This window comes from Bradyrhizobium sp. WYCCWR 13022 (assembly GCF_030435535.1).
Classification (GTDB): Bacteria; Pseudomonadota; Alphaproteobacteria; order Rhizobiales; family Xanthobacteraceae; genus Bradyrhizobium.
The window spans coordinates 169,406-181,958 of sequence record NZ_JAUIZJ010000013.1 but is presented as its reverse complement, the minus strand read 5'-3'; the positions used below and the strand labels follow the sequence as shown (position 1 = coordinate 181,958).

12 protein-coding genes are annotated in these 12,553 nt (G+C 64.4%); 4 read left to right on the top strand and 8 right to left on the bottom strand.

The window, feature by feature from the left end:
* Window positions 1-47 precede the first annotated feature (47 nt).
* On the top strand, window positions 48-1,718 hold the full coding sequence (locus tag QY049_RS20980; RefSeq protein ID WP_258764175.1) for an FAD-binding dehydrogenase: 1,671 nt from the start codon (window positions 48-50) through the stop codon (window positions 1,716-1,718).
* A 32-nt stretch (window positions 1,719-1,750) separates the two neighbouring features.
* Here the strand turns inward: QY049_RS20980 and QY049_RS20975 are convergent, their stop codons facing one another.
* The 3 genes from QY049_RS20975 to QY049_RS20965 form a co-directional block, all read right to left on the bottom strand.
* A complete protein-coding gene (locus QY049_RS20975; protein ID WP_258764176.1) occupies window positions 1,751-2,047 on the bottom strand; it encodes a hypothetical protein in 297 nt (98 codons plus the stop codon).
* Between the two features lie 45 nt (window positions 2,048-2,092).
* On the bottom strand, window positions 2,093-4,201 hold the full coding sequence (locus QY049_RS20970; protein ID WP_258764177.1) for a methyl-accepting chemotaxis protein: 2,109 nt from the start codon (window positions 4,199-4,201) through the stop codon (window positions 2,093-2,095).
* Window positions 4,202-4,592: 391 nt separating this feature from the next.
* Window positions 4,593-5,597, bottom strand: a complete 1,005-nt coding sequence (locus QY049_RS20965; protein WP_258764180.1) for a PAS domain-containing protein — start codon at window positions 5,595-5,597, stop codon at window positions 4,593-4,595.
* A gap of 216 nt (window positions 5,598-5,813) precedes the next feature.
* On the opposite strand from QY049_RS20965, the gene QY049_RS20960 reads away from it, so the two are divergent.
* From QY049_RS20960 to QY049_RS20950, 3 genes are all read left to right on the top strand, one after another.
* Entirely contained in the window at window positions 5,814-6,740 is a 927-nt protein-coding gene (locus tag QY049_RS20960) for a PHB depolymerase family esterase (protein ID WP_258764181.1), read from the top strand.
* A 119-nt stretch (window positions 6,741-6,859) separates the two neighbouring features.
* Entirely contained in the window at window positions 6,860-7,210 is a 351-nt protein-coding gene (locus tag QY049_RS20955; protein ID WP_092289080.1) for a RidA family protein, read from the top strand.
* Between the two features lie 111 nt (window positions 7,211-7,321).
* Window positions 7,322-7,687: a nuclear transport factor 2 family protein gene (locus tag QY049_RS20950; protein WP_301269953.1), complete on the top strand. Its 366-nt coding sequence runs from the start codon at window positions 7,322-7,324 to the stop codon at window positions 7,685-7,687.
* 78 nt (window positions 7,688-7,765) lie between these two features.
* Here QY049_RS20950 and QY049_RS20945 read toward each other — a convergent pair whose 3' ends face one another.
* The 5 genes from QY049_RS20945 to QY049_RS20925 form a co-directional block, all read right to left on the bottom strand.
* Entirely contained in the window at window positions 7,766-8,608 is an 843-nt protein-coding gene (locus QY049_RS20945) for an amidohydrolase (protein ID WP_258764182.1), read from the bottom strand.
* Window positions 8,609-8,611: 3 nt separating this feature from the next.
* Window positions 8,612-9,592 (bottom strand): aldo/keto reductase, encoded by a 981-nt coding sequence (locus QY049_RS20940; RefSeq protein WP_258764183.1) that lies wholly within the window; start codon window positions 9,590-9,592, stop codon window positions 8,612-8,614.
* Window positions 9,593-9,691: 99 nt separating this feature from the next.
* A complete protein-coding gene (locus QY049_RS20935) occupies window positions 9,692-10,624 on the bottom strand; it encodes a sugar-binding protein (protein WP_194478380.1) in 933 nt (310 codons plus the stop codon).
* 93 nt (window positions 10,625-10,717) lie between these two features.
* Window positions 10,718-11,788 carry an ABC transporter permease gene (locus tag QY049_RS20930; RefSeq protein WP_258764184.1) on the bottom strand — a complete coding sequence of 357 codons (1,071 nt, stop codon included), beginning with the start codon at window positions 11,786-11,788 and terminating at the stop codon, window positions 10,718-10,720.
* A complete protein-coding gene (locus tag QY049_RS20925; RefSeq protein ID WP_258764186.1) occupies window positions 11,788-12,546 on the bottom strand; it encodes an ATP-binding cassette domain-containing protein in 759 nt (252 codons plus the stop codon). The genes QY049_RS20930 and QY049_RS20925 overlap by 1 nt, the downstream gene beginning before the upstream one ends.
* Between the last annotated feature and the right edge of the window lie 7 nt (window positions 12,547-12,553).

Genomic DNA, 12,553 nt, shown 5'->3' with positions numbered 1-12,553 from the left:
CAGTTGCGCCAGCTGGCTTCAATCCGGGCGACTACAGGGGGGAACTCATGGCCGGGGATTCGACTGAGCAGGCGGACGTCATCGTCGTCGGCGGAGGACTATCGGGACTGGTGGCGGCGACCGAGATTGCCGACGCCGGCAAGCGCGTGATCGTGGTCGACCAGGAAGGCGAGCAGTCGCTCGGCGGCCAGGCCTTCTGGTCGTTCGGCGGACTGTTCCTGGTTGATTCGCCGGAGCAGCGCCGGCTCGGCATCAAGGACTCGTTCGACCTCGCCATGCAGGACTGGCTCGGCACCGCCGGGTTCGACCGCGACGAGGATTTCTGGCCGCGCAAATGGGCCGAGGCCTACGTGGCCTTCGCGGCCGGCGAAAAACGCGACTGGCTGCGCGCGATGGGGCATCGCATCTTCCCCGTGGTCGGCTGGGCCGAGCGGGGCGGCTATGACGCCATGGGCCACGGCAATTCGGTGCCGCGCTTTCATGTCACCTGGGGCACCGGCCCCGGCATCGTCGAGCCGTTCGAGCGCCTCGCGCGCGAAGCCGCAAGCAGCGGCCGGCTGACCTTCAAGTTCCGCCATCGCGTGGATGCGCTCTCCATCACCAATGGCACGGTCGACGGCATCAGCGGCGCCATCCTCGCCCCTGACAATGTCGAGCGTGGCAAGAGCTCGTCGCGCAATGTGGTCGGCGAGTTTAACCTGAAGGCGCAGGCCGTGATCGTGGCGTCCGGCGGCATCGGCGGCAACCACGACCTGGTGCGGGCAAACTGGCCGAAGCGGCTCGGCGAGCCGCCGAAGTTCATGATTTCAGGCGTGCCCGAGCATGTCGACGGCCGCATGATCGGCATCACCGAGAAATCAGGCGCGCGGCTGATCAACCGCGACCGCATGTGGCATTACGTCGAAGGCATCCAGAACTGGTCACCGATCTGGCCGCGCCACGGCATCCGCATCCTGCCCGGCCCATCCTCGATGTGGTTCGACGCCACGGGCACGCGGCTGCCGGCGCCGCTGTTCCCGGGCTCGGACACGCTCGGCCAGCTCAAATACATCATGTCGACAGGATACGATTATTCCTGGTTCATCCTGACGCAGGCCATCATCAAGAAGGAGTTTGCGCTGTCGGGCTCGGAGCAGAATCCGGACCTCACCGGCAAAAGCTGGCGCATGACCTTGCGCCGCGCCACCAACAAGGGCGCGCCGGCGCCGGTGGAGGCGTTCAAGAGCCATGGCGTCGACTTCATCGTGCGCGACAGGATCGAGGATCTCGTCACCGCCATGAACAAGCTCGCCGGCAACGATCTGCTCAAGCTCGACGAGATCAAGATGCAGATCGAGGCGCGCGACCGCGAGATCGCCAATCCCTACGTCAAGGATGCGCAGGTGATGAACATCCACAATGCGCGGCGCTACATCGGCGACAAGCTGATTCGCACCGCGTCCCCACATCGGATTCTCGATCCGGAGAAGGGCCCGCTGATCGCGGTCAAGCTCAACATCCTCACCCGCAAGACGCTGGGCGGCTTCGAGACCGATCTCGACTCGCGCGTGTTCGGCGCAGAGGGGCGGATCATTCCCGGCCTCTATGCGGTCGGCGAAGCCGCGGGCTTCGGCGGCGGCGGCGTGCACGGCTATCGCTCGCTGGAGGGCACGTTCCTCGGCGGCTGCCTGTTCTCGGGCCGCAATGCCGGCCGCGCCGCGGCCAAGGCGGTGGGCTGAGTGGTGCGCGGCCGTGGGCCGACGCGCCCGCATCAGCCGCGGCGAAGCAGCTCCTCCAACAGGCATTCGGTCCGGGAGATCTGAGCGAGCCGCAGCGACAGCAGCTCGTTCAGCTCCGCCATGTGCGCCCGAAGTCCCTCGGCTTCCGGCCTGTCATCGAAATTCCGAAGAAAATCGCCGAGCGCCCCGAGACAACGCTGCAGCGTCGCGACGCTACGTTGCAGCGTCTCGCAATCTCTCCTGGCGTTGGCGACCACGCTGGTCGCCCTGAACGGCCAGGCGATGACGTTGTCGCCTGTGGGCCGTTCCTGTGCGAATGGATCGGTCATTGCCTTCCCTCATGCAATCATGAAGAACGACGCGTCTCTTCGGGGTCAGGCTGCGCGCACCGTGGTGAGGAACTGCTCGACCTCGGCATGCAATCGCGAGCTGTCCTTCGACAGCATCTGAGCCGAGGCAAGCACCTGGGTCGAAGCGGAGCCGGTCTCCGCCGCGCCGTGCTTCACCTCGCTGATGTTGGCGGCGACCTCGTCGGTGCCTTGCGCCGCCTGCTGGATGTTGCGCGCAATCTCCTGCGTGGCCGCTCCCTGCTCTTCGACGGCCGAAGCGATCGCCGACGATATTTCCGAGATCCTGCCGATCGTTCCGCTGATCTCCTTGATCGCGAGCACCGAGTCGTGGGTGGCCGCCTGAATGTCGGAAATCTGGTGACCGATTTCTCCGGTCGCCTTCGCGGTTTGCTCGGCGAGCGCCTTGACCTCGGACGCAACCACGGCAAAGCCGCGCCCCGCTTCACCGGCCCGCGCCGCTTCGATCGTGGCGTTCAGCGCGAGCAGGTTGGTCTGCCCCGCGATCGTGTTGATCAACTCGATCACGTCGCCGATGCGGGTTGCGGCCTGCGACAGCTTGTGGACCCGATCATTGGTCCGCTGCGCCTGCTCCACCGCCGCACCGGCGATCCTGGCCGCGTCCTGCACCTGGCGGCCGATTTCCGAGACCGAGGAACTCATCTCCTCGGTGGCGGAGGCCACCGATTGAACGTTGGTCGACGCTTCCTCGGATGCGGCAGAGACCACGCTCGATAGTTCCTGGGTGTTCTCGGCGGTCTTGCTCAGGGTCCGCGCCGCGGCTTCAAGCTCGGTCGAGGAGGACGACAGCGTCTTCACGATCTCTCCGACCGCTTCCTGGAACTGGCCGGCGAGCTTGTGCATGTCCGCCTTGCGCTGGGCGGCCGCGCGAGCCTCGGCCTGCGCCTGCTCGGCGCGCAGGCGCTCGGCCTCGATCATGTTCTCCTTGAACACCTGGACGGCATCGGCCATCTCGCCGACCTCGTCGGTGCGGCCCACGCAGGGGATCGCCGTGGAGGTGTCGCCGCCGGCGAGCTTGCCCATGGCGGAGGTCATTCCCCGGATCGGGACGGCGATCGAGCGGGACGTGAACAACGCGATTGTCCCGCCGAAGCCGACTCCCGCGGCCAACAGGACCCACAGCACCAGCTTGAGCAGCGAGATGCTCTCCTGCACGTCCCGGCTCTCATCGGCGAGCATCTTTTTCTGATTGGACTTGATGCCTCCCGAGCGTGCGCCGTCGGCCCCCTTGGGCCCGTCGAGCAGATCGAGAATCCTTGCCGCGCGCGGTGCAGCTTCGGTCATCAGCAGGTAAACCGGCGCATTCCAGTCTTGCGACTCGCGAAGCGCGAAGATCTTTTCGTAGAGCGGCGCAAGCTCGTCTCGCGCTTTCGAGATCTTGTCGAAGGAAGCCTGTTGCGGAGACGTGAGCAGGTCCTTTCGCGCATTGACCCCGGCATAGCCTTTCTCGAACGCCGCCCAGGGCTTGGCGAACCTTTCCTTGTCGGCCTTTTCGCCCGAGAGCAGATACATCCGGAGCAGGGCCGTGGCGGCGGCAAAATTGCCGCGCGTATCGGCCATGGCCTTGAGCAATTTCTTCCGCTCCGGTGTCGCTTCCAGCGCCTCCTCCTGATCGATCATCCTCGTGATCTCGGAGAAGATCATGTCCGCGCGCGGGCTGGCCTCGCCGACCATCAGCTTGGTCGCAGGATACGCATCAGGGGTGAAGGCGATCGCTTCTGCCTTGTCCTGCGCCGCGCGAAACTCGGCCAGCAGCGCCTTGGCGTCTTGCCATTTCTGCCTGTTCTCGGGGTTGGTGAATTGCGCCGCCTGCTCGTCGAATGCAGCGGCTGCCTTGTCCATCTCCTTCCACATCGCCGTGCGGTCGAGCTTGCCTTGCGGATTTCCGCTCAGCAGATAGCCGCGCAAGGTCGCGAGCGTGGAATAGAGGTTGCCGACCAGTTCGGTGCTCGCCAGCGCCACCGGCGTGCGCAGATTGGTCATGCGATCGACGGTCGTTGAAATGCGCCCGACCGCGAACACGGTATAACCGACGGACAGCGCGATGATGGCGCAGACTGCGGCAAATCCGGCGATCAACCGGCCGCCGATGCGAAATCCGAAATGAAAAGGCATTGAGAATACTCCATAGCTACGGCCTCAGCCGCATCGCATGAAATCCCGCACGGAAGATGCCGCACGGATGCGATCGTTCGAGGCGAAATTGAACATTCCGACCCGGGCAGCATCGGCGCGCCCGCTTGCAATGATCCGGATTGATCGAAGCGCGCGACGCTTCGGCAATGATCCAGCACTCCAAACTCACGCTCTACCGTTAGTCTTCACATCCCCACGAATCCGACTTTGACGTGTGGGGCGATGGTGACCAAAAATGCTTATTTCAGCATTAAGAAAAATTTGTCCGCAATGTCTCTCAGCGTGCGCAAAAATTGCGCGCGACACTGCGCCGGGAATTAAAGTGCCGGAATGGCGGCAGTGAATGGCCGTGACACGATCATCTTGACGATCATCTCGGCCTCACGCCGGGCTTCCCGGCTCCGAACGTGAACTCGATGCCGGCAGACGAAAGCGCGTCGCGAAGAACGGTCAACGTCTCGTCGGGCAGTCGCAACAGACCATTCTCTTCCTCGAGCCGGCGAATCACGGCAGCGGAAATCCCGGTTCGCGCGGCCAGTTGCTTCACCGACCAATTCAGCATGCCGCGGGCCGCGCGCAGCTGAGCGCCGGTCAGCCGCGACGTCGCTGCGTGCTGGATCGAAAATCGCTCCTGGTGCACGTCCGTGGAGATTCCCAGCCACTCCCGAATGCTGCCATCCGCCTCCGTGACCGGCACCGCCCTGCAATGATACCAGCGATAAGAGCCGTCGGACTGGCGCAGCCGGTGCTGGACGTCGTACGGCTGTCCCGTTTCGGCCGCGGTCGCCCAGTTCTGCAACGCCGCTTCACGTTCCTCTTCAGGCAGGAGATCGACCCAGCCCTTGCCGAAGAATCGCTGCGCGTCCGGCTTGTTCTCCGCGTTCAGCAGCGCGGTGATCCGGCCATCCCGGCTACCGACCCACAGAAACCCGCCTGCGACCTGCGTCAGCGCCGCGTAGCGGCCCGCCTCGATCCTGAGAGGCTGCGGCGACCTGCGCTGTTCAGTGACGTCGACGGCGATACCGAGCACGCATTCGGGCTCGCCGGCAGCATTGAGAAATGTCTCGGATTGGACGCGGATCCAGCGCAGCGCCCGATTGGGCCGAGTGATACGAAACTCGCCCTCGAGCAGGAACCGGTCGAAGACCGATTCGCGCGGATCACGCGGTGGCCCACGATCCTCCGGATGAATTCGTCGCTCGAGCTCCGCGTAGGAGGGCGCGACGGAATGGGGATCAAGCCCCAGCAGGCCGTAGAAGCCACGCGACCACTGCATCCGGCCCTCGGCGTCGCAGCGCCAGACGCCAGTCCCGATTTTTTCTTCAAGAAAACGAAGTATATCCGAAGGGTCGAAATATTTTTCCAGTTGGAGCAAATCAGCCCCCGTCGTCAAAACCTAACTCAACTCCTAATTGCAGCTTATCGCAAGTCCGCGCGCTGACGCCGGTTCAGCGAGCGGTTCCTGCATCATTTTTGTGCACCACTCCCGAAAGAGGAAGGGGGCCCCTTGAGCATCGCGCCCGGGGGCCTTGCGCTTGGGTGCGAGCGTCGAAACGGTTAAACGCAGACGACCATGGTGCCGAGCATGCCCTTGACGACGCGATCCGCCCTGCAGCTTGCCGCGCTTTGGCTGGCATCGATCTGCTGCCTCTCTCCCGCACGCGCCGCTACGATCGACGTCGATGGCGTAATGCGATCGTACACCGCGCAATTGCCGGCACGGAAACCTGCGCCGCTCGTCGTCGTGTTGCACGGCAAGACCCAGCGCGGCGCCGATATGATCGCACGGACGGCGTGGCCGCAGGTGGCGAAGCGCGAAGGCTTTGCCGTGGTGTTTCCTGACGGCCTCAACCGCGCCTGGGCCGATGCGCGGACCGAAGCGGGGCGCGCCGGACGCGGTCCGCCCGCAGGCACGGACGATGTCGCCTTCATCGCAAAGCTGGTCGAGAAATTCGTGGCCGACGGCGCCGCGGACGCGAAGCGCATCTATGTCACAGGCATCTCCAACGGCGGGGCAATGACGATGACGCTGGTCTGCACCCGCGCCGATCTGTTCGCGGCCGGCGCCAGTGTGATCATGAACCTGACCGACGAGCTCGCGGCCGCCTGCCATCCATCCCGGCCGCTGCCGATGCTGATCATGAACGGCACCGCCGATCCGCTGATCCCCTATGAGGGCGGGCGCGGGGCGAGCTATTTTGCCGCGCATGGATTCTGGTCAACCGAGAAGACCGTGGCATTCTGGCGCAAGCTCAATGGTTGCGGTCCGGGCGACGCCGACGCGACCGAAATTCCGGACAGGGCGCCGAATGATCAGTCCACGGTCACACGGATCACATCACGTTGCCCTGAAGGGCATGACGTCCTGCTCTATCGCATCAACGACGGCGGACACCGCATGCCCGGAGTTGCGCCGGATGCCCGTTTCCCGAAGGTTGCAACCGGCCTGCTCGGGCCGCAGAACGCCGACATCGACGGCGCCGAAACGATTTGGGCTTTCTTCAGCCGGTTTCGATGAACCGACGCATGTTTTGCCGGTCATGCATGCGTGCCCGGCAACGCCATGCGTGCCCGGGGTGGCAGAGCTCAGGGGGCTGCGCTAGACAGGGCCGCCATTCCCATCAGGAGATCCCGTAAATGAGCATTCAGCGTTTTGAAACCGGCCCGCGCATGAGCCAGGTCGTGGTGCACGGCAACACCGTCTATCTCGCCGGCGTCGTCGCCAGCAACGCGGCCGGCGAAAGCGTGACCAAGCAGACCCAGGACATCCTGAAGACCATCGACGGCCATCTCGCCAAGGCCGGCACCGACAAGTCGAAGCTGCTGTCGGCCACGATCTACATCACCGACATGAAGACGTTCCAGGAAATGAACGCCGTGTGGGACGGCTGGGTGTCGCCCGGCAACACCCCGGCCCGCGCAACCGTCGAAGCCAAGCTGGCCGCGCCGCAGTATACCGTCGAGATCATGGTGACCGCGGCGAAGTAATTTTCGCGTAAATTTCACGCGCGCTGATGACCTCAGAGGTAATCGATCGGCGCGCGTGAACCTTCGATAGTGACGGTCAGCCGAACCACGGCGCCATCGAAGGAGAGTTTTATGACCGACCATGTCACGATCGCCCGCCGCTATATCGATCTCTGGAACGAGCGCGCACAGAATCGCCGCCGCGAATTGCTCGGCGAGTTCTGGACCGCGGACGCGAGCTATGTCGACCCGCTGATGAAGGGCGAAGGCCCTGATGGCATCGACGGGCTGATATCAGGCGTGCAGCAACGCTTTCCCGACTTCAAGTTCAGCCTGATCGGCGCGCCCAACGGCTACGGCGACCAACTGCGCTTTTCGTGGGGCCTCGGTCCTGATGGTGTCGACAGCCCGATCAAGGGCACCGATTTCGCGGTGCTGAAGGACGGGCGGATCAAGAGCATCACGGGATTCCTGGATCAGGTGCCCGCGGGCGCGTGAGGCACGAGCGCTGACACAAACTCGATCGTCGTCCCGGCGTTCGCCGGGACGACACCATTTGCTGGGTGCGCGCTCAGGTTATGACAGCCGATACGCAGTCTTCGCGTTCACCCCGAACGCCTTCTCGCGCGTGCTCGCGCCGAGCTTCGTCAGGCACGTCTCCAACGCGCCCTCGATCTCGCCATAGCTGCCGGCGAGCAGACACACCGGCCAGTCGGAGCCGAAGATCAGGCGATCCTCGCCAAAGCACTTCGCTACATGCTGGACGAACGGAAACAGCCGCTCGGCGTCCCAATCGTTCCACTTCGCTTCGGTCGCGAGCCCAGAGACCTTGCACCAGACATTGCCGCAGGCGGCGAGCGCTGCGACGCGCTCGGACCATTCGACGCTGCCGCCATCGGCGATCGGCGGTTTTGCGGCGTGGTCGAGCACGAATCGGCTTCGCGGAAAGGCTTTTGCTGTTGCGGTCGCAGCGGGGAGCTCGCGGGTGCGGACGAGGAAGTCGTAGGTGAGATCGCGGGCGAATATTTCAGTCAATCCGCGCTGGACCTCGGTGCGCAGCAGCCATTCGGGATCGGCCTCGTCGTGGACCTGGTGGCGCACGCCGACCAGCTTTGCGCCGCCGGGCAAGGTGCGCAGGCGGTCGAGCGTGTCGCCGATCGCGGCATCGGTCAGATCGGCCCAGCCGACGACACCGATGACGGAGGGCGTCGCATCCGCAATCGCCAAGAACTCTTCGGTCTCGGCCAGCGCGGAGCGGCATTGCACGACGATGCTTGCGTCGATGCCGTTCGCCTTCAGCAGCGGCGCGAGATCGGCCGGACCGAAGGCCCGACGGATCGGCGCAAGCTCAGGCGCCGACATCCAGGGGTAGTCTGCGCGCGCGGGATCCCAGAAATGCTGGTGAGCGTCGATGGCCATGGCTCACACTCCGCCCGGCAGCGGCGCCCGCGCGTCGACGAGATTTTTCGCACGAAGCTCCTGCCAGAAGGCTTGCGGCACCGCGCGCTCCGACATCGCGATGTTGTCGGCGACCTCGGCCGCATTGCGCGCACCCATCACGGCAACCGTCACGGCCGGATGGGCCATGCAGAACTGCAACGCGGCGGCCTTCAACTCGGTGCCGTGCTTGCGGCAGAGCTGGTCGAGATCGAGCGCACGCGCCACGAGCGCTGCATCCGCGTCCTCATAGTTGAACTTCGCACCCGCATGCGGATTGGCCAGAATCCCGCTGTTGTAGATGCCGCCGAGCAGGGTGCCGATCCTCTTCGAGATGCAAACCGGGAACAGCGCATCCAGAGCGCCCTGGTCGAGCAGCGTGTAGCGGCCGGCCAGCAGGAAGCAGTCGACCGGCACGGCCTCGGCGAAGCGCGTGAGCATCTCGCACTGGTTCATGCCGGAGCCGATCGCCATCACGGTGCCGTCGTCGCGCAGACGCATCAACGCGCGGAAGGCGCCGCTGACGGCAGCGTCATAGTGATCATCGGGGTCATGCACCAGCAGAACATCGACGCGATCGAGCCCGAGGCGGCCGAGGCTTTCCTCGACCGAGCGCATCACGCCATCATAGCTGAAATCGAATTGCGGCCGCAGCGCAGGCGCGCCCTTGTAATGATCGTCCTCGACCGTCGCACCACCAGGCTCGCGCAGCAGGCGGCCGACCTTTGTCGAGATCGCATAGGATTCGCGTTTCTGTCGCCGCAGGAAAGCACCCAGTCGTCGTTCCGCGAGGCCAAAGCCGTAGAGCGGCGCGGTATCGAAGAAGCGGATGCCGGCCGACCAGCCGGCCGCCAGTGTCGCTTCCGCATCCGCATCGCTGACCGCCGAGAACAATCCGCCGAGCGGCGCCGAGCCGAGGCCGATCGAAGTGACATCGAGACCGTCAGCAAGCCGGGTACGCTTCATTGCAGTTCCTTCCAAATGCAGCACTCCCTCCCCCGCAGGGCGGGAGAGGGAGTGTAGCGCAGGAACGTCGGGGCTGGGAGACGTTCCTGCTCGACGTATCTACTTCAGGAGCTTCGCGACGTTGTCCTTCGTCACCAGATCGAGACCGGTGTAGATCGTTTCCGGAACCTTCTGGCCCTTCTTGATCGCCAGCAACGTGTCCATCGACTTCTCGCCCATTTCGAACGGGCGCTGACCGGTGAGCGCGTTGGAGTAGCCATCGCGAAGCAACTCGAGCTGCATCTTCAGTGTATCGGCGACGACGAGCGTCAGCTTGCCGCTGTCGATGTCCTTCTTGTTCTTGTTGACGAAGGCCTTGAAGCCCTCGGGCGCGAACATCGGCCAGCCGCCGACCGGAACGATCGCGGCGAGATCCGGCGTCGCCGTGCGCAGGTCGGACATCTGCTGGACCGCGAGCGTGGAATCGTCGTTGCAGAAGGTCGGCGACCCCTGCACCTCGACCCACTTCGAGCCCTTGAGCGCCTCGCGAACACCATCGACGCGTTCGGCGAGATTCTTCGCACCCGGGCCGCCGGAGACCATGGCGTATTTGCCGCCCTCGGGCCGGAGCTGGAGCAATTGCTTGCCAAGCGCCAAGCCGAAATCCTTGTTGTTGGTGCCGATATAGGCGATGCGCTTGGAGCCCGGCGCATCCGCGTCGAACGTGATGACGGGGATGCCGGCCGCGGTCGCAGCCTCAATCGACTTGGTCATGGACGCGACGTCGGCCACCGAGATCGCGAGCCCATCCACCTTCTGGGTGATGAAGTCCTGGATGATCTGCGCCTGCGTCGCCGGCTCGTGCTCGATCGGCCCCTTGTAGATGCACTCGACGTTGCCGAGTTCCTTGGCTCGCTTCATGCAGCCGTCACGCGCCACGTCGAAGAACGGGTTGTTCATCGCCTTGGGAACGACGGCGAACTTGTAGGTCTGGGCAAATGCCGGGGTCGCCATCATCGCGATGGTCACGCCGGCCAACAGAAGCTTCTTCATGCTTTCCCTCCACACTTTAATGCCTATCCATTTGTGATGTGATGCTCCGGCAGGCGGATAGACGATCTTTCGTTGTCCTTCCGGAGTAACCCGTTACGTCATGCGCGAGCGGACGCGGTCGACCAGCACGGCAAGGATGATGATCACGCCCACTAGCGTCTGCTGCCAGTAGGAGTTGACCTGCGCCAGCACGAGGCCGTTGCGGATCACCTCCAGCAGCACGCAGCCGACGATGGCGCCGAGCGGGCCGCCGAGGCCGCCCGCGAGGTTGGCGCCGCCGATGACGGCGGCGGCGATGACGTTGAGCTCGTAGGACGTCGCCATGTTTGCGGGCGCGGATCCCAGCCAGCCCGAGATGATGATGCCCTGCAGGCCGGCGGCGAGCGCGCAGATCACATAGACCTCGATCTTCACGCGCACGACCGGAATGCCGGTCAATTCCGCCGCCTTCTCGTTGCCGCCGAGCGCGAAGACGTGGCGACCGAAGCTGGAGTGATGCAGCACGACCGCCATCACCGCCGCGAGGATCACCAGGTAGATGAAGGGCGCGGGCATGCCGTACACGTCACCCGAGGTCAGCGCGTAGAAGAGATCGGCATCGGGCCCGCCCGGGAAGCTGCCACGGCCGTTCGAGACGACATAAGCGAGCCCGCGCACGATCGACAGCATGCCGAGCGTGGTGACGAAGGGCGACAGGCCGAGCACCGCAATGCAGAAGCCGTTGACTATTCCGACGACGAACGCGACGAGCAGACCTGCAAGCACCGAGATCAGAAGGATCAAGCCGGGCACATTGGCGACGACCGTCTTGCCGTCGGCGGCCAGATGGACGAAGGGCGATCCCGGTGCCGACAGCTCGACCATGACCATGGAGGTGATCATCGCCGAAAAACACATCATCGAGCCGACGGAGAGATCAATCCCGCCGGTGATGATGACGAACGTGATTCCGAGCGTGGCAATGGCGATGAAGGAAAAGTTCTTCGCCACATTCTGCATGTTGCCTTCGGTGAAGAAGTAAGGGCTGGCAAAACGCATTGCGATCATCAGCACGATGAGCGCCAGCAGGACGTAGCCGGTCTGCGAGGCAAAGATGCCGCGCTGCCACCACTTGGTCTTGCCGACGTTGGAGAACGTGACGGGGGATTCCAGGGGCATGGCCATCACGCCGCTTCCTTCGCGCCGGTGATGAGAGCGGTGACTTCCTCGGGGGACGTCTCGTGGATCGGCTTGTCGGCCCGCTTCTCGCCGCGACGCATGACGATCACGCGGTCGCAAACCGCGAACACGTCGGGCATGCGATGGGAGATCAGCATGACGGCAACGCCCTGCTCCTTCAGGCGATGGATCAGGCCGAGGACCTGCTCGACCTGGCGTACGGAGATCGCGGCCGTCGGCTCATCCATCATCACGAGCTTTGCGTTGGACAGACGCGTACGGGCGATCGCCACGGCCTGGCGCTGACCGCCGGACATCTGCTTGACCAGATCATGCGGCCGGGTCTCCGAGCGCAGCTCGCCGAACAATTCCAGCGCGCGCGAGGCCATTGCCTTGTGGTCGAGCAGCGCAATTGGCCCGAACTTTCGCTTGAGCTCGCGGCCGAGGAAGACGTTCGCCGCCGCCGTCAGGTTGTCGGCGAGCGCGAGGTCCTGATAGACGACCTCGATCCCGACCGCGCGGGCGTCGACCGGGCGGCTGAAGTGGACGGCGTTGCCGCCGAAGCGGATCTCGCCATGGGTGGGACGGAAATTGCCGGCGATGATCTTGACCAGCGTCGACTTGCCGGCGCCGTTGTCGCCCATCAAGCCAACCACTTCGCCCGGGCGGACGTGCATGTCCACACCATGCAGCGCGCGGATGGCGCCGAACTCCTTGCCGATCCCGGTGAGTTCGAGGACCGGCGTTGTGTCATCATGTGCCATCACGACC

Excerpts from the sequence above, each read along its gene's own strand:
- QY049_RS20975 (WP_258764176.1), bottom strand. The coding sequence starts at position 2,047 with ATGACCGATCCATTCGCACAGGAACGGCCCACAGGCGACAACGTCATC.
- QY049_RS20945 (WP_258764182.1), bottom strand. The coding sequence starts at position 8,608 with ATGGCCATCGACGCTCACCAGCATTTCTGGGATCCCGCGCGCGCAGAC.
- QY049_RS20980 (WP_258764175.1), top strand. The coding sequence starts at position 48 with ATGGCCGGGGATTCGACTGAGCAGGCGGACGTCATCGTCGTCGGCGGA.
- QY049_RS20940 (WP_258764183.1), bottom strand. The coding sequence starts at position 9,592 with ATGAAGCGTACCCGGCTTGCTGACGGTCTCGATGTCACTTCGATCGGC.
- QY049_RS20950 (WP_301269953.1), top strand. The coding sequence starts at position 7,322 with ATGACCGACCATGTCACGATCGCCCGCCGCTATATCGATCTCTGGAAC.
- QY049_RS20935 (WP_194478380.1), bottom strand. The coding sequence starts at position 10,624 with ATGAAGAAGCTTCTGTTGGCCGGCGTGACCATCGCGATGATGGCGACC.
- QY049_RS20970 (WP_258764177.1), bottom strand. The coding sequence starts at position 4,201 with ATGCCTTTTCATTTCGGATTTCGCATCGGCGGCCGGTTGATCGCCGGA.
- QY049_RS20955 (WP_092289080.1), top strand. The coding sequence starts at position 6,860 with ATGAGCATTCAGCGTTTTGAAACCGGCCCGCGCATGAGCCAGGTCGTG.
- QY049_RS20925 (WP_258764186.1), bottom strand. The coding sequence starts at position 12,546 with ATGGCACATGATGACACAACGCCGGTCCTCGAACTCACCGGGATCGGC.
- QY049_RS20930 (WP_258764184.1), bottom strand. The coding sequence starts at position 11,788 with ATGGCCATGCCCCTGGAATCCCCCGTCACGTTCTCCAACGTCGGCAAG.